Annotated in this window: 15 protein-coding genes; 6 read left to right on the forward strand and 9 right to left on the reverse strand. The window is 43.3% G+C overall.

Features of this window, described 5'->3' with window-relative positions:
• The first annotated feature begins 14 nt into the window (after positions 1-14).
• The 4 genes from E0F88_RS21740 to E0F88_RS21755 all read left to right on the forward strand — a co-directional run bounded on the left by E0F88_RS21740 (position 15) and on the right by E0F88_RS21755 (position 4,767).
• Positions 15-1,646: a DUF8202 domain-containing protein gene (locus tag E0F88_RS21740; protein ID WP_131960395.1), complete on the forward strand. Its 1,632-nt coding sequence runs from the start codon at positions 15-17 to the stop codon at positions 1,644-1,646.
• A 30-nt stretch (positions 1,647-1,676) separates the two neighbouring features.
• A complete protein-coding gene (locus E0F88_RS21745; protein ID WP_131960396.1) occupies positions 1,677-2,879 on the forward strand; it encodes a T9SS type A sorting domain-containing protein in 1,203 nt (400 codons plus the stop codon).
• Positions 2,880-3,054: 175 nt separating this feature from the next.
• Positions 3,055-4,020, forward strand: coding sequence for a nucleoside hydrolase (locus tag E0F88_RS21750; protein WP_131960397.1), 966 nt, complete (start codon positions 3,055-3,057; stop codon positions 4,018-4,020).
• Between the two features lie 114 nt (positions 4,021-4,134).
• Entirely contained in the window at positions 4,135-4,767 is a 633-nt protein-coding gene (locus E0F88_RS21755) for a response regulator transcription factor (RefSeq protein WP_229213866.1), read from the forward strand.
• An 89-nt stretch (positions 4,768-4,856) separates the two neighbouring features.
• On the opposite strand, the gene E0F88_RS21760 is transcribed toward E0F88_RS21755, so the two are convergent.
• Positions 4,857-5,486 (reverse strand): LuxR C-terminal-related transcriptional regulator, encoded by a 630-nt coding sequence (locus E0F88_RS21760; RefSeq protein ID WP_131960398.1) that lies wholly within the window; start codon positions 5,484-5,486, stop codon positions 4,857-4,859.
• Positions 5,487-6,022: 536 nt separating this feature from the next.
• On the opposite strand from E0F88_RS21760, the gene E0F88_RS21765 reads away from it, so the two are divergent.
• Entirely contained in the window at positions 6,023-8,200 is a 2,178-nt protein-coding gene (locus tag E0F88_RS21765; RefSeq protein ID WP_131960399.1) for a c-type cytochrome, read from the forward strand.
• A gap of 3 nt (positions 8,201-8,203) precedes the next feature.
• Here the strand turns inward: E0F88_RS21765 and E0F88_RS21770 are convergent, their stop codons facing one another.
• From E0F88_RS21770 to E0F88_RS21785, 4 genes are all read right to left on the reverse strand, one after another.
• Positions 8,204-8,839, reverse strand: a complete 636-nt coding sequence (locus tag E0F88_RS21770) for a bifunctional 4-hydroxy-2-oxoglutarate aldolase/2-dehydro-3-deoxy-phosphogluconate aldolase (RefSeq protein WP_131960400.1) — start codon at positions 8,837-8,839, stop codon at positions 8,204-8,206.
• 4 nt (positions 8,840-8,843) lie between these two features.
• Entirely contained in the window at positions 8,844-9,812 is a 969-nt protein-coding gene (locus tag E0F88_RS21775) for a hypothetical protein (protein WP_131960401.1), read from the reverse strand.
• Between the two features lie 119 nt (positions 9,813-9,931).
• Positions 9,932-12,076 carry a xanthine dehydrogenase family protein molybdopterin-binding subunit gene (locus E0F88_RS21780; RefSeq protein WP_131960402.1) on the reverse strand — a complete coding sequence of 715 codons (2,145 nt, stop codon included), beginning with the start codon at positions 12,074-12,076 and terminating at the stop codon, positions 9,932-9,934.
• 2 nt (positions 12,077-12,078) lie between these two features.
• Positions 12,079-12,540: a (2Fe-2S)-binding protein gene (locus E0F88_RS21785; RefSeq protein ID WP_131960403.1), complete on the reverse strand. Its 462-nt coding sequence runs from the start codon at positions 12,538-12,540 to the stop codon at positions 12,079-12,081.
• Between the two features lie 312 nt (positions 12,541-12,852).
• Between E0F88_RS21785 and E0F88_RS21790 the strand changes: the two genes are divergently transcribed.
• Positions 12,853-14,295 (forward strand): M20/M25/M40 family metallo-hydrolase, encoded by a 1,443-nt coding sequence (locus E0F88_RS21790; RefSeq protein WP_131960404.1) that lies wholly within the window; start codon positions 12,853-12,855, stop codon positions 14,293-14,295.
• 80 nt (positions 14,296-14,375) lie between these two features.
• On the opposite strand, the gene E0F88_RS21795 is transcribed toward E0F88_RS21790, so the two are convergent.
• The 4 genes from E0F88_RS21795 to rpoC form a co-directional block, all read right to left on the reverse strand.
• Positions 14,376-14,783, reverse strand: a complete 408-nt coding sequence (locus E0F88_RS21795) for a Dabb family protein (protein WP_131960405.1) — start codon at positions 14,781-14,783, stop codon at positions 14,376-14,378.
• 15 nt (positions 14,784-14,798) lie between these two features.
• A complete protein-coding gene (locus E0F88_RS21800; RefSeq protein WP_131960406.1) occupies positions 14,799-15,848 on the reverse strand; it encodes a glutaminyl-peptide cyclotransferase in 1,050 nt (349 codons plus the stop codon).
• 73 nt (positions 15,849-15,921) lie between these two features.
• Positions 15,922-16,251 (reverse strand): DUF3467 domain-containing protein, encoded by a 330-nt coding sequence (locus tag E0F88_RS21805; RefSeq protein WP_131960407.1) that lies wholly within the window; start codon positions 16,249-16,251, stop codon positions 15,922-15,924.
• A gap of 144 nt (positions 16,252-16,395) precedes the next feature.
• Complete coding sequence (gene rpoC / locus E0F88_RS21810) at positions 16,396-20,718, reverse strand: DNA-directed RNA polymerase subunit beta' (protein ID WP_131960408.1); 4,323 nt, start codon at positions 20,716-20,718, stop codon at positions 16,396-16,398.
• Between the last annotated feature and the right edge of the window lie 14 nt (positions 20,719-20,732).

The following is a 20,732-nucleotide window of genomic DNA, read 5'->3' on the forward strand; positions in this document are numbered from 1 at the left end:
TACAAAAACCGATTATGAAACAAATTTTTATCAAAACTCGCGGCCGCGCAAAACGGCTGATCACCCCTTTTATGTTTTACCATTTGCTCATGGCAATCCTGTTGATTCATTCAGCGTCCAGTCAGGCTCAGTCGCCCGGAGGTGTAACCGGAGCAATGGTTTGGCTCAAAGCAAATAGTATCAGCAACTCAACCACCAACGGAAGCACCATCAACAGCTGGACGTCTCAGCCAGGCAGCAAGAACTTTACGGGTGCAGCCACATACTATGATGAAGTGAACAAACTGGCGAATTTCAACCCGGTCGTTAATTTTAACGGCTCCACCGATCTTTTTATCAACAACACCGTTTTTGGAGCTGATGCTGTAAGTGCGAACTCTACGTTTATAGCCGCTAAGATTCTGGGAAACAGCAGCTCACTGACCAGCGTTTTATGGGGCTCATCGGATAACAGTGCCGTGAGGCTAAACGTCCATTTCCCAAATGGCAATGTTGTCTATTATGATATGGGAAATGCCTTTGGCGGCAGAATAAGCCATGCCATGACTCCGGGAGATTATAACACCAATTCACTTTGGACGTTCAGAACAGGCACAACGGCAATTCCGGCCTTTAACCATCAGATTTTTAAAAGCGGAACATCCGTTGTAACGACGAACAGTGGTATCCCATCTTACAGTTTGTTGGGAAAAGATTTGAGAATAGGCAGCAGTATCGGCAATACCCAGCCATGGAACGGGGATATGTTTGAATTGATTGTTTATGAAGAAGATCTCACTACCCTTCAGCGTCAGCAGGTTGAAACTTACCTTGCCATCAAATATGGCAAAACCCTTCCTTACGATTATGTTTCATCGGATGGTGTAACTATTCCGTACACAGTAGCTGGTTACGGACATAACATAGCCGGTGTAGGACGCGACGATATTTCTCAGCTGCTTCAGAAACAAAGCCTGAGTTCGAACCCGGGTCCGCAGGTGATGATGAGCTTAAATGGTTTACCTCAGGCCAGTAATGCACTCAACGCAGGTGCAGTAGGCTTTGACAGAAGGTATATTATCTGGGGAGACGACAACGCTACCGGAACTACCGGGGTATCAGGTATTACAAACATTAACAACCGCTTCAGCAAATGGTGGAAACTGGAAAATGCAGGCTCGATCTCACAAGCGGTAACCTTGTTGTATCCGGTGAGTGAACTGGCTGCATATTCAACACCTTATGTGCTGAGAAGCAGCACGGCAACAACGGCTTCGGCTTCAATTATTGCTCTTAACACCACAATTGTAACTGTAAACGGTGTTGATTATTATTCCGTACCCATTCAGTGGGCTACCGGCACTACCTACTTCACCTTTGCCGGCTGTGTACCACTTGCAACTGCGGTAACTACTGTAACGCAGCCAACCTGTGCCGTCGTTTCAGGTACCGTCACAATTAGCAACCCGGTGGCTGGTCAAACCTACAGCTTTGACAACGGTGCTACTTACCAGGCGAGTAATGTGAAGAGCGGGTTAGCTCCAGGTGTTTATCAGGTAATTATCAAAGATGCCTGCACAACATCGGCTGCCACTTCGGTAACAGTGAATGTCGTACCGGCTACATGCTGCGAACCAGCAGCAGGTAGCATTACACTAAATCCTTAACCGATCTCGAATCACTTAATATCATCGAATATGATACACTCTAAAATATGGGTGCTTTGGAATCGGTTAGCACTTTTGGCGGTCATCATGAGCTTTGCGCTCAACGGTTTCGCACAGTGCCTGAGCCCTGGGACACCAATCGGTTTTTCTATAACAGGAAATAATCTTACAGCCGGATATACAACAAAAAATATTCTTACCAAAAATGACGGAACGATCATCGCTGCGGTTGTTAGCGGATTCTCTGCTCCGACTGTCGACGGTTCGTATAAAATTTATACCGTCAATTACAGTGATGCTTTCCCACCAGCATTTACGCGCGGTACAAACATAAGTACAGCAAATGGCACCTGTGTTTCAATAGGAGCCGTGCCAGTGGGGTTTTGCGTATCAGGAGGCTGTATATCCACCGGAAGCCTCATATCGTTTACAGCGATCGGGCAAAATACATCTGCAGGATACCAAACACGCTATGTGTTAACGAGTGAGGCAGATGCAATCATATCGAGCGGCACGTCCACTTCGATCACCAGTCCGTCCCAGCCCGGTACGTACAAAATTTATGTTGTGAATTACAACACTGCATACGGAAACGCCTCTCCGACACTTACCGCCGGAACAAACATTTCGGCCATTGGAGGCGGTTGCGCCGACACCAGTGAACCGGTCGAGTTGTGCGTAAATTCTGCGCTGCCTGTGAAACTGGTATCTTTTTCGGTTGCTGAAGAAGGTAAAACTGCAAACCTGAATTGGGCAACTGCAGAAGAAACCAACGCAGATTATTTTGATATTGAACGCAGTGCGGATACCAAAGACTGGCTTACAATAGGTGAAAAAGCTGCCACCGGAGAAAGCAAAACCCAGCTGCAGTATTCGTTTACAGATGCTTCGCCACTTGACGGCATAAATTACTACCGTTTAAAGATGGTTGACAAGGACACAAAGTTTGCTTACAGCAACATAAAAAGTGCCCGTTTCGAATCGTATTTAGCTTTATATCCAAACCCGGTATCGGACGTCCTTTTTCTAAAAGAAACCGATCTGAAAAATGTGAGAGAAGTAACTATTTCCAATGCAGGCGGTATTACGGTTTATCAATCCATACTCGGGAAAAGCAACCCCATTTCCTCCGCGGGCATCAGGGTAGGTTATCTTCAAAATGGAATTTATATCGTCAAGATAACCAAAACCGACGGTTCGCTTAGCACACACAAGGTTGTAATCAGTAAATAAACCTCAATGTTATGAAAAAGTAACGCTTCTCTTATTAATCCTGCAAGTCCATGATTTGCAGGATTTTCTTTTTCCAAATTTAAAAAATTAACTTTTCTGACGAATAAGTATTCAGTAGTTACAACAAAATCCCGCTTTTTACAATCAGCACCTTTCAACATTGTTACCCCTTTTCATGAAAAGATTTTCCCTTTGGCTGTTCTGTGTTTTGATGCTGATAAGCTATCTGCACGTACTGGCTCAAAAACCTGTAATGGTAATACTGGACACGGACATGGACTCGGACGTAGATGATGTCGGCGCTCTGGCCATGCTGCACGCTTACGAACGCGAGGGGAAAGCACGTATTTTAGGAATAATTGTTACCAGTGATGATTTGTATAGCGCGGCATGTACAGATGCGATCAATACGTATTTCGGAAGAAAGGACATTCCGATCGGCGTCAGTCAAAACGATTCGCTAAAAAGCTTTTCAAAATATACTCAAAAGATAGCTTCCGAATTTCCACATACCATAACTTCCAATGCCGTTGCCGAAAACGGTACTGCAGTTTACCGCCGATTACTCGCCGGCCAGCCCGATCACAGCGTTGTAATCGTCACCATAGGACATCTTACCAGTTTGAATAAATTACTTAGCTCGCCTCCTGATGCAATCAGTAAACTTAGCGGCAAAGCATTGGTTGCCCTCAAAGTAAAGGCCTGGTCATGTATGGGCGGACAGTTTCCGTCAGGTAAAGAGGCAAATTTTTACAGGCCCGATCCGGCTTCGACAGTCGCCTGCCTGGCAGCCTGGAAACTTCCGGTTACTTTTGCCGGATGGGAAGTTGGGAATCAAATTGTTACAGGAGGTGCCTCTCTCAAAACAAACACAAATCCATCCAGCCCCGTTTACCGTGCCTATGAACTTTACAATCAGTTTAAAGGACGCGCAAGCTGGGACCAAATCTCAGTTTTAGAGGCAATTGAAGGACCGGAAACCTACTTTTCCGTTGTTAAAAACGGAAACTGTGTTGTTTCTCCGGACGGAAGTAATCTATGGAACGAAAATGTGCGTAGTTATAACCATGGGTATTTGACTATCAAATCGCCGGTTCAGGAAATCAGCCAGAGAATTGATCACCTTATGCAAAGCCGTTAGTGTAGAAAATTATAAATGTTTTGCATTAGAATTATTACTAATTACACTTAGCTTTCTTTATATTTGGATAAAGCGTTAAATTCTAAGCCACACAAACTCGTTAAAAATCAGGCCGTGGGGAAAAACATCTTAATAGCAGAAGACCATCCACTGGTTCAAATGGGTATACATCATATACTTTTGAGTCACTTACCTGACGCGGTAATTTCAATGGTAGATGATTTCGACAAGACACTTCAGATGCTCGAAAAGCAACAGTTTGACCTGTTGATTATGGACATAAACCTGCCCGGCGGAGATAAGGTAGGCATGATCAATTCAATCCGCATGAAACAGGCAAACATTCCTATTCTCGTCTGTTCAGGCTATGATGAGCAGCTTTACGCACTTCCGTTTCTTAAAGCAGGCGCCAATGGTTACATATCAAAATCTGCGCCGAATGGCGACTTTAAAACTGCGATAGACAGCGTGATGAATAACAGGATTTATGCCAGCCCTTCGGTGTTACAAAATGCTTTTGGAATTTTATTTAATTCAAAAAATAGCCCTGACTCGATTTCTAGCAAGCTTTCCGACAAGGAAGTGGAGATTGCAGGATTGCTCGTCAAAGGACAGTCGACCAAAGCAATCAGCGAACATTTACACCTTTCTCCTTCGTCAATCAGCATTTACAAAGCAAAGATTTTTGAAAAACTGGGCGTAAGTAATATAGTGGAACTGACCACGTATTTCGAACTTAACCGCTAAATAATATAATGTGTCATAACGAATCAACCCTCCGGACAGAGCCCGGAGGCTGAAAGCATTTAACTCAACGTTGTCAGAATTTTATTATGCTAGGACCAGGTTTGCATCATGGCATTTTTTAGATGCACAACGTCTTTTACCCCAAGCTTTTTGAATATATTTGATTTACAATAACTTACAGTAGATTCTGCCCGTCCGATTTTTCGGGCGATTTCGCTGGTCTTAAGACCTTTCGCAAGATAGTCTGCAATTGTATATTCAGCGTCGGTAAGAGAACCATACATGTTTTCTTCCGTTGCCAGATCCAGACATTCGTCAACCAGGGTTTCCATGATTTCCCGGCAGATATATCGCCTTCCTGCCAGAACGCTGTTGATGCATGTTAGAAATTCTTCGAGGGGATTTCTCTTAAGCATGTATCCTTTTACCCCCGAAGCCAGACCGGCAATCGCCGCATGATACTGCAGATCACCCGAATAGATCATCATTTCCGCATTTGGTCTTCTCCTTCTGACTGTCTTTATTAAATTCAGATCAATACCGGAACCGTTTTCCGCCTGGCCCAGAATGATCAGCGAAGGATTTTCATCTTTGTGGAAGTCGTGAAAGGCGGAAAGATTATCACATTGAATAATTTTAAGATTTTTAAAAGATGCTTCAAGAAATAATGCCATGCCCTTTCGCAGGACAGGATGCTGGTCAATGAGAACAATTGTCATTCAGGTGATAATAAATCTACTTTTGAAAGTGTGTTCAGATAAATCTACTGCCTTCTAATGAAGTGTTTTTAGAAAGATACTTCTATTAACTACCCTGGCAGGGAGGCAATTACAATACAAAAGTAGACCAAGGATCTTTTTTTGGGCAACAATAAATTTTAATGTCTTTAAAAAAATTTAAAATTCACACTTGAAAAATTAAACATATCATAGAATTATCTCTACAAATTCGAAGAATTGCACTATTGGTACTTTCTCAGATAGTTACGCATCGTCTATACGCAGCTCTCGTATCCCGGCTTATAAAAGAGTAAAAGTTTGAGATTCCAATCTCTTTAGATAAGTATGCAAAAGCATCCGGATATCGCGCGTCTCTTCTCAATCAAGACTTTAAGGCAAATATTTCTGTGCAAAAAGCAATCATAGTTTTTCTGATTTTCTGTTTTACAATTGCGGCCGTTTCTCAGCAACCGGAAACAATAATTCGTCCTCTTGAAATCTGGGCATTTCGTTCGGTTTTGGATAAACAACCGCGCATGCTTACTATTGCCTTGGATACTTCATGTTATATTGCTTATGACTTACAAGGCTGCACGCTGCGTAAAGTCTGGAAAGGCGGTATTTCCATGGACGGAGCTCCGTTTACCGGTAAAAAAGATGTTCAGCCTACGTCCTGGGGCGCTAACTATTTTTCAGATTCTACCAAAACTTACAAATGGACTGCGGAACAAAACGGCAGGAATATTTTTATTAAAATCTTTAACAGAGGCTACTATTTTGATAAAAATCAGATTTATCTCAAATATGCATTGACCCTTACTTCCGGTGATACCATTTTAATAGAAGAACGTCCGGAGTTTGTACCAGATAAAAAAGGCAATCCCGGCCTGGAAAGGGTATTTAAAACAAGCCAGGTACCGCACGGCGTTACCATCTCTTTAAGATCTTCCGAAAATTCGATTGCCCTGGGCGCCAATACCATTACAAAGCACCTAACCTCGTACCAACCTCTGCCTGAACAATTCCCACCCGTTTTTCGGAAAATCTATGCGCATATAGGCCAGGAATTAATGGATAAAAGTGACTGCTTTACCTGCCACGAGCTGGATAAAAATGCCGTGGGACCCGCTTTTCAACAAGTAGCAAAACGTTATCAAAACGACAAAAATGCCGTTTACTATTTGACCAAAAAGATTAGAGAAGGCGGCTCCGGCACATGGGGTAACGGCGTGATGAACCCGCACCCATTGCTTTCTGATGATGAGCTTAAAACCATTACAACTTACGTTTTGACGCTCACTCCAAAAACGCCGGTTAAGGTCGCTGCGGTGCAGAAAAAAGATGAGTCGCCCCAAAGAACAACAAAACCGGGATATGGAGCAGCTTTGACAGGCGTTCATCCGGCTTTTGACTTAACGACGCTGCACAATGATCAGTTTCAACCCAAAGTTGGCGGACTGGCGTTTTTGCCTGACGGACGTTTACTGCTGACAACCTGGGATCAGGTAGGTGGTGTGTATATCGTGGACGGGCTGGAAAAGAGTAGTAAAATAAAAGTAAAACGGATTGCTACCGGACTTGCTGAACCACTCGGAATCGAAGTTGTGGATGGTGAAATATATGTCCTTCAAAAACAGGAGCTGACACATCTTATTGACCGCGACGGCGATGAGATCATTGATGAATATAAGTCAGTTTGTAATACCTGGACTGTATCGGCCGACTTTCATGAATTTGCTTTCGGGCTGGTATATAAAGACGGCTATTTTTATGTTACACTTTCTATGGCCATGAGATTAAAACCAGGAGAGAAACAACTTACAGATCGTGGTAAAACATTAAAAGTTAGTCGCAGCGGTACCTTTGAGATAGTCAATTATGGCCTTCGTACGCCCAATGGCATTGGCCTGGGACCGGATAACGAAATTTTCCTGACCGATAATCAGGGCCAATGGCTTCCTGCCAATAAACTGATTCATATCAAACAAGGAGAATATCTGGGTATGGGATGGGATGTAACAGATCCTAAACAAAGACCTGCGATGTCGCCTCCGGCAATCTGGCTTCCTGAAAACGAAATCGGCAACTCTCCTTCTGAACCGGTCTTATTAAAAGAAGGCCTTTACAAAGGTCAGCTGCTTCATGGAGATGTAACTTATGGAGGAATTCAGCGGGATTTTCTCGAAAAAGTAAAAGGCGAATACCAGGGAGCTGTTTTTCGTTTCAGCCAGGGATTGGAAGCGGGTGTGAACCGTATGCGTTTCGGTCCGGATGGCGCACTCTACGTAGGAGAAGTGGGCATGGTCGGAGGCGGATGGAGCTGGAATGAAAAGCTTTTTGGTTTACAAAAATTGAAATCCAATGGTAAAACGGCGTTTGAAATGCTGGCTGTCCGAGCTAAAAGAAATGGTTTTGAAATAGAATTCACACAGCCGCTGCAAGCCGGGTACAAAGTTCCGGAGGGAGAATTTACGATTCAGCAATGGTGGTACTTGCCCACAGAAAAATACGGCGGCCCAAAAATGGACCAGGAAACGCTGAGTATTAGTAAAATGACAATTTCAAATGACCGGAAAAAGTTATTACTGGAATTACCAAACCTGAAAAAAGGCCGTGTGGTCTATTTCCGCCTTCCCGACAACATGCAAAGCCAGTCAGGGCAATCGCTTTGGTCGTCGGAAACCTGGTACACGCTGAATCAGATTCCGGACTGAAAATTAACTCAATTTCTCAACAAACTGACGGAAATGATCTTTTAGTCCGGCCCAGTTTTTGTCCTGAATCAGCTTTTTGTCAAACAATTGTCCGCCAATCCCTAATCCATTGGCTCCGGCCTTTAAAAAGCCAGACATGTTTTCCAACCCAACTCCACCCGTCGGCAGGAGTTTTAACTGGCCCATTGGCGCTTTCAGATCTTTGATATAATCCGGACCGAGCGAAGTCGCAGGATAAATTTTTACCATATCCGCACCCAGCGTCCAGGCATTATAAATCTCAGAAGGAGTGAATGCGCCGGGGAAAATGGGAATGCCCTTTTTGACACAATACTTGATTACTTTTTTATTCAAAATCGGCGTTACGATAAACTGTGCTCCGGCATCCAAAGCCGGTTCCAGGTCATCCTTTGTACAGACAGTTCCTGCACCAATATTCAATCCATCCTGCTCATTTTCCAACGCATATCGAATGATATTCTCAGCACCGGGCGTGTTCATGGTAATCTCAATGGTGGTTAGTCCGGCTTCCCTGAAGACAGGAAGAATGTGTTTTACCTCTTCCAGGGACAAATTCCTGACAATGCCGACAATTGGGGCTTTTTTAAAAAGTTCCCAACGAAATATATTCCCGCTCATAATTTTAATTCGTTACACTAAATTCATAATTGATTATCCAGCTGATCTTTTCACCGGGTTTAACAGAAAGTTTAATGTAAGGTTCAGGACAGGAAGTGGTATGACATGCCCAGAACACAATTTTCTCTAATGGCTGATCACCCGTAATCCTTACGCCAGCTCCACTTTTTTGGTTGTCGATAAAAATATTGTAATCCTTCTTCGTTTTTCCAAATCCCTGCAAACCGCTGCTAAACACATTCTCGCCTTGTTCCAGGGTTCTCGCATAAGTTATAGATTCTTTATCAACTACGGCAATGTTTCCAAAATTCTTACCCTCAGCAACAACCTTAAATGGGAAAGTGGTTTTTATGTTCTGGTTTGTCGGTTCGTTGTCAATCATGAAAAAGTTGTGATTGTAAACATTCGTCTCAATCGCCTTTCTTCCCGTATTTTTTATCGTATGTTCAAGCACCAGCTCTGGTTTTCCTTTCTTCAATTTTACGGTTTTACGATATTGATAGGCATATCCGGCGGCATCTGAAATCTCATGTGTGAATTCAATTCTGTCTTTACGTTTCTTTATCTTCCATTTTCCGGGATTTTTTATTTCATAGGTTTTAGAAAAAGAATAAACCTTTTCGTCCGGTCTGACCAACGTCCCCACGCCTATTTTTAGAAACTCTGCTCCTACCTGGGCTTCCTCGAATCCGATTGCGGTAAATTCCTCAACAGGCCCCATGATGGCGTCATGTAATTTAGGATCATATTTAGAAAACCATTGCCCGAAGAAATTATGTCCCTTAAATTCCAGCTTCGGAATGACGCCCGCCCAGTCGAATCTTGTTCCCCGGTAATAACCTGATTCCGCATCTGGCAGATATAAATCCGCCTCAATAAGCCCGTTTGAAATCCTGGCCATCGGAAAGTCAGCAGACGAAATCATTCCGCAGCATAAATAAAGCAGCAAACCGGTTGCCAATAGTTTCTTCATCACTATGTTATTTCAAATCACTTATACCAATTACAAAACAGCAAAATTCATTTTATACTTAAAAAAAATGGGAAACATGTCGACGCACATTTCCCATTTTCATTATCACGGCCTAATCTTTATGAAATGCTTTTAAACGCGGCATCTTCCATAAATGGCTGATTTCTTAAACGCTGTTTTGTCGCTTTGTAAAAAGCATTGGCAACTGCTCCGCCTGTTGGAGGCAGAGCCGGTTCGCCCAAACCTGTTGGAGAAATACCGTTATTGACAAAGTGTACATCCACTTCCGGGATTTCATTCATACGGATCAAGCGAAAACCATTGAAATTACTTTGGTCGGGCACTCCGTTTTTAAAAGTTAGATTCCCATACATTGCGTGACCAAGGCCATCCACAACGCCTCCTCTAACCTGCTGCAATGAACCGCTTTTGTTGATTACAATTCCGCAATCGACTGCAACGATTACATTTTTTAAAGCAGGTTTTCCCTTTTCCACAATCACTTCACCCACCTGTGCCACATATGAACGGTGAGAAAAATAAACACTGAATCCCTGCGAAACACCTTTTTTCTTACCCCAATTGCTTTTCTCGGCAGCTAGTTTAATTACTGCGATCATTCGATCCACATCATATTTCACGTCACCGGCAGGCGCTTTTTTTGCTTTTTCTAAGAGCTCCAAACGAAACTGTATAGGGTCTTTTCCTGCTGCTTCCGCCACTTCATCTAAAAACGATTGCTCTGCGTATGCCAAAAAATTGGTGATCGGTGCACGCCATGGACCGGTTGTGATCGGCGATTTATGATCTACCGAATCAATTAACAGGTTATCAACCGAACCGGAAGGAAAATTATCCTCTCTTGTTGTGTTACCCGCATTCATTCCCACACCCCGCAGTTTATACCCGATCATCTGTCCGTCCTTGTCAAGGGCAGCCTCAAAACGGTAGCGCACCGCAGGCCTGTATGTTCCTCCGGTCATATCATCTTCCCGCGTCCAGATTACTTTCACAGGTGCTTTTACCAGTTTGGAAACCTTGGCTGCTTCCATTACGTAATCTGCTGCAAGCCGGCGACCAAAACCTCCGCCCTGCCTGGTAATCTCTACTGTTACCTTTTCCTGTGGAAAACCGGTCAGCTTAGCAACTTCACCACGGGCACGATCAGGCGTTTGGGTAGGACCAATAAGTTCAACGCCATCTTCACGAACATGGGCAAAGAAGTTCATTGGTTCCAGCGGGCTGTGCGGCAGGAACGGACACTGATATTCCGCTTTCACTATTTTCGCAGCATTTTTGAAAGCAGCTTCTACGTCCCCATTTTTACGCCTAACAGTTGCTTTGCCATTATCCAACAAATCCTGAAAAATCCTGTTATGATCAGAAGTACTTTCCAGGTCAGCTTCTTTTTCATACTCAATTTTTAGCGCTTCGCGAGCTTTTTTTACCTGCCAGGTAGATTTTCCGACGACGGCAACGCTATTATCAAATGTCACGACATCCACAATTCCCGGCATCGCTTTCGCTGCCGCAGAATCGACAGATTTTAGTTTCATTCCAAAAGCTTTTGGCCTCTGAATGATGGAAAATAACATACCTTCCCTGTAAAAATCCAGGCCAAAAAGCGGCTTGCCGGTAGCAATATTGTGGTTATCCACGTTACGGACCGAATGCCCGATCAGCTTGTAATCCTTTTCGTCTTTGAGTTTAACTTCTTTTGGAGCGGTGAGTTTGGAAGCCTCTTCCGCCAGCTCACCATAACTCAATGATTTGCCGGAAGCTTTATGATAAACCTTACCATCACTTGTAGTACATTCCGAGGCAGGCACTTTCCAGCGATTTGCCGCAGCTTCAACAAGCAGGTAACGGGCAGTGGCTCCCGCCTTCCGCAAACGGTCCCATGAGTGAGGCACGGCGCCGCTTCCTCCTGTCACCTGGCGCTCAAAAGCACCGGGATCCAGATTGCCCTGAACCGTTTTTACCAGTTTCCAGTCCGCATCGAGTTCCTCGGCCACAACCATAGGAAAGGCCGTTTTAATGCCCTGCCCGATTTCAGGATTTGGCGATATGATTGTGATGAAATTATCAGTCCCAATGGAAAGATAACTATTGAAATTCACCGAACCTGCCGCGACTTGTTTCGTGCTGACAACAACTGGCAAGGCTGAAGAATTTGTCCAATTAAAACCTAAAAACAAACCACCACCAGCCGTAGCAGCCAGTTTCATAAAACTTCGCCGCGATGTATTATCTAATGTTTCCATGATTATTTGGTTTTAGAGGCCGCGGTTTTTACTGCTTCACGTATACGGTGGTAAGTTCCACAGCGGCAAATATTACCGCTCATGGTCGACAGGATTTCCTCATCTGTTGGTTTTGGCTTTTCTTTTAGTAAAGCGGCGGCGGTCATGATCTGGCCAGCCTGGCAATAACCACACTGTGCCACATCCACTTCATCCCAGGCTTTTTGTACCGGATGGTCTCCTTTTTCCGACAAACCTTCAATGGTTGTAACTTTTCCTTTTCCGATTGCCGAGACTGGGAGCACACAGGAGCGAACCGCTTTGCCATCCAGATGAACCGTACATGCTCCGCACTGGGCAATTCCACATCCGTACTTGGTTCCGACAAGACCCAGATTGTCACGCAATACCCACAAAAGCGGAGTATCTCCCTCCACCTCTGCCTGCAGCGCACGATTGTTAACTGTTAATTTAAATAACGCCATGGTGAATAATTGTTTCTTGAAAAGATTTAGAAATCTTAGAATACGGGCTGAATACTCAATGATTCAGGTCAAAATATGGAGTTGTGAAATCCATAAAACAGTTCGATGCCGAATTTACAAAATATTACAGATAATCATCGCTAAACAAACAAATTTTAAGTTTGTATTTATCTGATAATCAAACCATAACATCGATATAGCCAGAAAAATATATCGAATATAAATGCTTGAAAGTGACCGGGATATTATTAGTTCAAGAATAAATTTCGCATATTAAGATTTAATTTTCTCTCCGATTCTATTCTGCTAATTATGAAAAAAGTCCTGTCCGCCATAGGTGTTCTGTTTTTACTGTTTCTTGGTTTTATATTGTTCAAAACCCTGACATTTAAAAGCAACCAACTTACTGTGTCACCTAAGTCATATCTGCAGGTCGGAGATTCAAGTATAACCAGGCTTCAGGAGGCAATTCGATTCAAAACCGTTTCCTATGACGATACAAATAAACTGGATAGCACCTCATTTTTGAGCTTCCAAAAATTTTTGACAAAAGCATTTCCTAAAACATTTAAAACCGTTGAAGTCGAAAGAGTAAATAAATACAGCCTCATTCTGCATTGGAAAGGTAAGACCGTAGCGAACCCCCTACTGATGCTTGCTCATCAGGATGTTGTTCCGGTTGAAGAAGGAACTTTGAAAAGTTGGGCTGCGGCACCTTTTTCCGGACAGGTTAAAGACGGTTTTGTTTACGGCAGGGGAGCTATTGACGACAAAGGAAGCCTGATGGCCATTTTGGAAAGTGTAGAAGCCTTGATAAACGAAGGATATGTACCTTGGACAGATATCTATTTTGCTTTCGGCCATGACGAAGAGGCTTCCGGAAAACGCGGAGCTGTTGCCATAGCCAAGCTTTTTAAAGAAAGGAACATCAAACCCTCGATGATACTTGATGAGGGTGGAATTATCACAACCAACAAGATACCTGGCGTTACAAAACCGGTTGCAGTAATTGGAATTGCAGAAAAGGGCTACGTAACCTTAGACTTGCAGATTACCATTCCGGGAGGGCATTCTTCTATGCCAGAAAAAGAAACCGCCCTGGATGACATGGCAAAAGCAATCGTAAAACTAAAAGAGAATCCTTTTCCGCCTGAAATGGGCTACGTTTTAAATTCTTTTCTTGACTATGTGGGTCCCGAAATGCCGTTTATCAGCAAAATGGCAATGGCAAACCGATCTATTTTCAAGCCGCTAATTTTCAGCACTTATTCAAAATCGGCAACTGGGAGCGCTGTGATCCGAACCACTACGGCAACCACGATTTTTAATTCCGGAATAAAAGAGAACGTCGTTCCGGGCCAGGCTTTTGCTACGGTTAATTTTAGAACTCAGCCAGGGACTACGGAAGCAGATGTGATTGGTTATGTCAAAAAGATTATAGCTAATGATAAAATTGAGATAACTGCCAGGCCTGGGAGCAGTGAGCCAAAACAAGTTGCGGACGTGAGACATCCAACCTTTAAGTCTATACAAAACACGTTGAATTCGCTGAGCAAAGACTTAATTGTGGCTCCTTATCTTGTCTTAGGCGCCACAGATGCGCGCCATTTCAGCGGACTTACGAATCAGGTTTTCCGGTTTATTCCGTTTACTGATCCCCAGGGTTTTCACGGAATTAACGAGCGTATCAGTGTTGAAGATTACAAAAAGGGGATTGGCTTTTATTATCAGTTTTTGAAGGACTGGAGACTTTAATATAACTGGAGTAAAAAATTTGCCGGAAGCAAGATTCGTTACCTCCGGCATATTATATGTAAAAGGTATAGCTTTAAAAACTACACATCCATGGCATCGTAAACGATTACTTTATCCCAAAGATGACTGCAGTCTTTGATAAACTTCTGGTGAATAGGATGATCCTGGTAAATAGCCTGACCAGCAAGGTCTTCGAAAAACATCAGTTCGGATACGGCCCAGCTATTGTCAACGACATCCCTTTTCTCCGTACTGGCGACCACACCGATTCGAAGTTCTTTAATCGCCCCGATCTTTCTCAACGTTTTCAAACCTTCAACGATCCCGTCGCGATCCGCAGTGGAACCCGGATTTTTAAGCCAGAAAAACACATGATGGACCAATGGAGTTTTACTTTTTTCGGGTTGAAGCGGAACCGCTACCGAAGCGACTGTTCCGGCTGCCAACGCAAGTGAGCCTGAAATAAATTTGCGACGCGTGTTGTCCATAGTATTAGTATTTGATTATAATATTCGGGAGTCGTTAATTTTTACTTTAAACATTAATGGCCAGTTCTTGCCTGTCAAATAAAATGCCTGCTCTGCCGGGTGGTAAGCAATTCCGTTTAAAACGTCCTTTCTTGCATCAATCCCGGCCGGTATCATACTATCCATATTTAGAAATCCAACAACTTTCCCCGTTTTCAGATCGATTTTGATGATTTTGGTTGTTTCAAAAATGTTGGCGTAAAGAAAGCCGTTTACATATTCCAGCTCATTTATATTTCTCACGGGACCGTTATGGTCATATACTTCGAGGTCGTCGATTTTCTCGTAATCCGTATTATAGAAATGTATTTTATTGGATCCGTCACTCATCATCAGTGTTGTGTCTCTGTGTGTCAATCCCCAACCCTGAAAGTAATAAGTAAAAGTTTTATCGGGCGAAAAGTCCAGATTATATTGGAAACACACCCCGGATTGCCAGGTCAGCTGATAGATTTTATCATTAACTATCGTTATTCCCTCTCCAAAATATTGCTTATCAAGATTAAGCGATTTCAAAGCTGCACCTGTTTTCAGGTCAATTTTGAGCAACTGAGATTTCCCGTTCTCACCCGTTCCTTCATAAAGCTCGCCTTTGTAGAATTCAAGTCCTTCGGTAAAACTGGTTTTTAAATGAGGAAATTGACCGAGAACGGTAAATTTGATTTCCTGAGGAACGACGTCTGATAATAATTCCATAGCGATTGTGTCGGAAAAAAAAGCTTGTTTCGCGTTGATTCCGCTGACAACAATTTGATGCCATCCTGTTTTTTCTGTTAAAGTAGCAATTCGAAGCGTATCGGTTCCGTTTTGCTCTTTTAAAAGGAGCTGACCATCCAGACTTACATTTACTTTGGTTGCCTGACCGGCAAAGCCGATCCCAACTGAATCGCCGACAGTATAACGGGATTTCGCTAACGCAGCCGTTGCCGGAATTTCTTCGGTAACCTGCGAATTTTCTGCCTTTTTCTCCTGCTTGCAATGAAAGCAAATGATCGCTAAAAGCAGGATTGGAAAAATATTTTTCAAAAGATCAGATTGAGTTGATGATTATAAACTAAAAATCCTGATCTAAATATCAGGATTGTAGTACAATAATGTATTAGGCCTCTCCGCCCGGTCCGCCAAAACTAATTGGGAAGTTAAATGTAGGTTCACTATCCTGTGAGCTTTGAATCGGACCATACTGGTCTTCATATTTATTTATATTATCCTTCAACGCTGCAATAAGACGTTTAGCATGTTCAGGCGTAATGATGATTCTTGCTTTCACTTTCGCTCTTGGAACTCCGGGCATCAGCCTGATGAAGTCTAAAATAAATTCACTGTTAGAGTGGGCGATCATGGCCAGATTGGAATAAACCCCCTCCGCCATTTCTTCTGATAGCTCAACGTTAATCTGTTGTTCGTTTTCTTTACTAGTATCTTCCATTTGTAGGTTTTGAGTTTTCGGTACTTTCAGAAACCGACGATTGTTTTATTTGAAGGCTGAAAATACTAAAATTATACAGCATGTAAAACAAAGAGCCGGTCCCACTTGCGCAGAACCGGCTCTTTTTATCATTTTAAATTCCGATTATGCCAATTCACGTTTTTTACGTGATTGTTTTTCACGGGATTCAGCTAATGCATCGAATTCTTCTTTCGAACCAACGATCAGGTTTTCGTATTGACGCATACCTGTTCCGGCCGGGATCAAGTGACCAACGATCACGTTTTCTTTCAGACCTTTCAGTTCGTCGCGTTTACCACGAACAGCTGCTTCGGAAAGTACTTTGGTTGTTTCCTGGAACGAAGCCGCAGAAACAAAACTTTCGGTACCCAAAGAAGCTTGTGTGATACCCATCAAAGTAGGTTTCGCAACAGCTGCCTGAGCATCACGTGCAGTCACCAGTTTAAGGTCACGACGTTTCAGGCTTGAATTCTCGTCACGCAGACGGCGAACAGAAATGATCATACCTGGTTTCAGTGTCTCGGAGCTACCAGCATCTTCAACCACCTTCAAGTCAAGAATTTTATCATTTTCTTCACGGAACACAACACGGTCAACGGGCTGCATTTCCAGGAAGTTTGTATCACCTGCATCAAGAATTTCAACTTTCTGCATCATCTGGCGTACGATACACTCGATATGCTTATCGTTAATCTTCACACCTTGCAGCCGGTATACCTCCTGAATTTCATTCACAAGATATTCCTGAACCGCTGTTGGCCCTTTGATAGACAGGATATCAGCTGGCGTAATCGCTCCATCGGATAACGGATCACCCGCTTTCACAAAGTCACCATCCTGAACCAGAATGTGTTTCGAAAGAGCAACCATGTAACGCCGTTGTGTACCATCTCTTGATTCGATATGAATCTCGCGGTTACCACGTTTAACACCACCATAAGATACAACACCATCGATTTCAGAAACCGTTGCAGGGTTAGATGGATTACGTGCTTCGAATAATTCCGTTACACGTGGCAGACCTCCCGTAATATCGCGGGTTTTCCCAACAACACGAGGGATTTTTGCCAATGGCTGACCGGCTTTAATTGCTGTACCATTTTTCACCACCAAACGAGCCCCAACCGGAAGGTTATATCCTTTTTCAGTCTGATCTTTCAACAACGTGCTTTTACCTTTTACCACCAATGCAGGGTTTTTGGTTTTATCACGTGTTTCAATGATTACTGATTCCTGGAAACCTGTTTGCTCATCAAATTCTTCACGGTATGTAATTCCTTCTTCAATAGCATCGAAAGAAACGACACCGGTAAATTCAGAAAGAATAACTGCGTGATATGGATCCCATGTACAAAGTTCAGTTCCTTTGGTAACTTTCTGACCGTCTTTTACAAGAAGCTGAGCACCGTAAGGAACGTTGTTTGAGATCAAAAGCTGACCAGTTTCTACATTAACAATTTTAACCTCTCCTGAACGACCCATTACAACTGTAATCGGATCGCCTTCCGAATTAACAGAATCAACCAAACGTAATTCTTCAAACTGAATTGTTCCGTCAAATTTCGCCTTGATGTTTGCATCAACAGAAATGTTGGATGCAGTACCACCGACGTGGAATGTACGGAGTGTAAGCTGCGTACCTGGCTCACCAATTGACTGAGATGCAATTACACCCACAGCTTCACCAATGTTAACCATATGTGCCGAAGCAAGTGAACGTCCGTAACATTTCGCACAAACACCATTACGTGTTTCGCAAGTTAATACTGAACGAATTTCAACTGTTTCGATACTTGTTTCATCAATATAAGAAGCGATCTCTTCTGTAATTTCCTGTCCGGAAGTAAGAATGATTTCACCTGATAAAGGATCAAATACATCATGAACACTTACACGGCCAAGGATACGCTCAGATAAAGGTTCAACGATATCCTCGTTGTCTTTCAAAGCAGAGATAGCAATACCACGAAGTGAACCACAATCGTTTTCGATCACAACCACATCCTGGGCAACATCATGAAGACGACGTGTCAGGTAACCTGCATCAGCCGTTTTCAAGGCTGTATCCGCAAGACCTTTACGCGCACCGTGTGTTGAGATAAAGTATTCAAGAACGTCAAGCCCCTCCTTAAAGTTGGAAAGAATCGGGTTTTCAATAATTTCACCTGCACCACCCGCGATGTTTTTCTGAGGTTTAGCCATAAGCCCCCTCATTCCACCCAGCTGACGAATCTGTTCACGTGATCCACGGGCACCTGAGTGCATCATCATGTAGATGGAGTTAAATCCACCCTGATCCGTTTCCAGTTGTTTCATCAACGTTTCTGTGATACGTGAGTTAACACGTGTCCAGATATCGATAACCTGGTTGTAACGTTCGTTTTCAGTGATAAGACCCATCAGGTAGTTACTCCAGACGTTTTCAACGTCTACTTTCGCCTGCTCGATCAGTTTCACTTTTTCGTCCGGTACCATTACATCGTTCAATCCCATTGACAAACCACCTTTGAAGGCCATTTGGAAACCAAGTTCTTTGATCTCATCAAGGAATTGAGCACAACGGGCAACACCCGCCAGCTTGAATACCAGACCAATGATTTGCTGAAGTTTTTTCTTCGTAAGCAATTCATTGATATAACCTACTGCAGAAGGAACGGCCTGGTTAAACAGAATACGTCCGGCAACAGTGTCAACCAATTTAATTTCAAAAGTTCCGTCATCGTTTCTAACACGCAAACGGCATTTGATGTTCGCATGTTTCGAAAGCTTGCCTTCGTTGATCGCGATGATTACCTCATCAGGACCGTAGAAAATCATTCCTTCTCCATCGATCGGATATTCCGGCGTACTTACTCTGCCTTTTGTAACATAATACAGACCCAAAACCATGTCTTGTGATGGTACCGTAATCGGTGCACCGTTGGCAGGGTTAAGGATGTTATGCGAAGACAACATCAGCATAGATGCTTCAAGAACTGCTTCCTGACCCAATGGAACGTGAACGGCCATCTGGTCACCGTCAAAGTCAGCGTTAAATGCAGTACACACAAGTGGGTGCAACTGAATTGCTTTTCCTTCGATCAGCTTAGGCTGGAATGCCTGGATACCCAAACGGTGAAGAGTCGGAGCCCGGTTAAGAAGAACAGGATGTCCTTTTAACACGTTTTCCAGAATATCCCAAATCACAGGATCTTTACGATCTACGATTTTCTTGGCTGATTTTACAGTTTTAACAATTCCGCGTTCGATAAGCTTGCGAATGATAAACGGCTTAAATAATTCAGCTGCCATATCTTTCGGCAAACCGCACTCGTGCAGTTTCAATTCAGGTCCTACAACAATTACAGAACGACCAGAATAATCTACACGCTTACCAAGCAAGTTTTGACGGAAACGTCCTTGCTTACCTTTAAGCATATCTGAAAGTGATTTCAAGGCACGGTTTCCTTCAGAACGTACCGCATTCACTTTACGGCTGTTATCAAAAAGCGAATCTACCGCTTCCTGCAACATACGTTTTTCGTTACGCAAAATAACTTCCGGTGCTTTGATCTCGATCAGACGTTTCAAACGGTTATTCCGGATGATAACGCGGCGATACAGGTCATTTAAATCAGAAGTTGCAAAACGACCACCATCAAGAGGTACTAACGGACGAAGTTCCGGTGGAATAACAGGTACCATTTTGATCACCATCCACTGAGGACGGTTTTCGATACGCGTATTTGCGTCACGGAAAGCTTCAACCACTTTCAGACGTTTAAGCGCTTCCGCTTTACGCTGCTGTGAAGTATCCGTTGCCGCCTGGTGACGAAGTTCGTATGAAAGCTCATCCAGTTTTATCCGGCTAAGAAGCATTTCAAGAGCGTCCGCTCCCATTTTCGCAATAAACTTGTTTGGATCCGTGTCAGGAAGCAATTGGTTTTCGCGAGGCAATTTGTCAACGATGTCAAGATACTCGTCTTCTGTAAGGAAGTCCAGGTAACCAACACCATCTTCTTCTTTAACACCAGCCTGAACTACAGCGTATCGCTCGTAGTAAATGATCTGATCCAGTTTTTTGGTAGACAATCCCAGCAGATACCCGATTTTGTTAGGTAAGCTACGGAAGTACCAGATATGTGCCACAGGAACTACAAGTTCAATGTGTCCCATGCGCTCACGACGCACCTTTTTCTCAGTAACTTCTACACCACAACGGTCGCAGATGATACCTTTATAACGGATACGTTTGTATTTCCCACAATGACATTCCCAGTCCTTTACCGGACCGAAAATACGCTCACAGAATAAACCACCCATCTCCGGTTTGTAGGTCCGGTAGTTGATGGTTTCAGGCTGGGTAACTTCACCGAAAGAGCTCTCAAGGATAGACTCAGGTGAAGCCAGACTGATCGTCATTCTGGAAAAATCACTATTAAGTTTTTTGTTCTTTTTGAAAGACATAATTAAAAAGTCGT

This window comes from Dyadobacter psychrotolerans (genome assembly GCF_004349265.1).
Lineage (GTDB): Bacteria > Bacteroidota > Bacteroidia > Cytophagales > Spirosomataceae > Dyadobacter > Dyadobacter psychrotolerans.

What these genes read in the sequence shown, in the direction of transcription:
- E0F88_RS21770 (WP_131960400.1), bottom strand. Translation starts at nt 8,839, where the DNA reads ATGAGCGGGAATATATTTCGTTGGGAACTTTTTAAAAAAGCCCCAATT.
- E0F88_RS21805 (WP_131960407.1), bottom strand. Translation starts at nt 16,251, where the DNA reads ATGGAAGATACTAGTAAAGAAAACGAACAACAGATTAACGTTGAGCTA.
- E0F88_RS21740 (WP_131960395.1), top strand. Translation starts at nt 15, where the DNA reads ATGAAACAAATTTTTATCAAAACTCGCGGCCGCGCAAAACGGCTGATC.
- E0F88_RS21760 (WP_131960398.1), bottom strand. Translation starts at nt 5,486, where the DNA reads ATGACAATTGTTCTCATTGACCAGCATCCTGTCCTGCGAAAGGGCATG.
- E0F88_RS21765 (WP_131960399.1), top strand. Translation starts at nt 6,023, where the DNA reads ATGCTTACTATTGCCTTGGATACTTCATGTTATATTGCTTATGACTTA.
- E0F88_RS21775 (WP_131960401.1), bottom strand. Translation starts at nt 9,812, where the DNA reads ATGAAGAAACTATTGGCAACCGGTTTGCTGCTTTATTTATGCTGCGGA.
- E0F88_RS21785 (WP_131960403.1), bottom strand. Translation starts at nt 12,540, where the DNA reads ATGGCGTTATTTAAATTAACAGTTAACAATCGTGCGCTGCAGGCAGAG.
- E0F88_RS21790 (WP_131960404.1), top strand. Translation starts at nt 12,853, where the DNA reads ATGAAAAAAGTCCTGTCCGCCATAGGTGTTCTGTTTTTACTGTTTCTT.
- E0F88_RS21795 (WP_131960405.1), bottom strand. Translation starts at nt 14,783, where the DNA reads ATGGACAACACGCGTCGCAAATTTATTTCAGGCTCACTTGCGTTGGCA.
- E0F88_RS21780 (WP_131960402.1), bottom strand. Translation starts at nt 12,076, where the DNA reads ATGGAAACATTAGATAATACATCGCGGCGAAGTTTTATGAAACTGGCT.
- E0F88_RS21745 (WP_131960396.1), top strand. Translation starts at nt 1,677, where the DNA reads ATGATACACTCTAAAATATGGGTGCTTTGGAATCGGTTAGCACTTTTG.
- E0F88_RS21750 (WP_131960397.1), top strand. Translation starts at nt 3,055, where the DNA reads ATGAAAAGATTTTCCCTTTGGCTGTTCTGTGTTTTGATGCTGATAAGC.
- rpoC (WP_131960408.1), bottom strand. Translation starts at nt 20,718, where the DNA reads ATGTCTTTCAAAAAGAACAAAAAACTTAATAGTGATTTTTCCAGAATG.